Origin of the sequence: Nocardiopsis halotolerans DSM 44410 (genome assembly GCF_000341065.1) — a bacterium.
GTDB classification, from domain to species: domain Bacteria; phylum Actinomycetota; class Actinomycetes; order Streptosporangiales; family Streptosporangiaceae; genus Nocardiopsis; species Nocardiopsis halotolerans.
The window spans coordinates 1-202 of the sequence record NZ_ANAX01000096.1 but is presented as its reverse complement, the minus strand read 5'-3'; the positions used below and the strand labels follow the sequence as shown (position 1 = coordinate 202).

Annotated in this window: 1 pseudogene; it reads left to right on the top strand. The window is 75.2% G+C overall.

Annotated elements, in window-relative coordinates:
• Window positions 1–202: pseudogene (locus D455_RS29590) on the top strand (molybdopterin-binding oxidoreductase); the annotation flags it as partial.

Sequence of the window (202 nt, the reverse complement as noted above, 5' to 3'; positions counted from 1 at the left end):
CCCGCCCGCCGTTGCCGGGCTCGTGGCCACCGCGTCCGCGTTGGCCGTGGCCGAGGCCGTCGCCGTGGCCCTGTCCCGACCCACCAGCACGCCCCTGCTGGCCGTCGGGGACGCGGTCGTCGACCTCGCGCCGCCGCCCGTGAAACAGTTCGCCATCGACACGTTCGGCACGGCTGACAAACCCGCCCTGCTCGTCGGAACC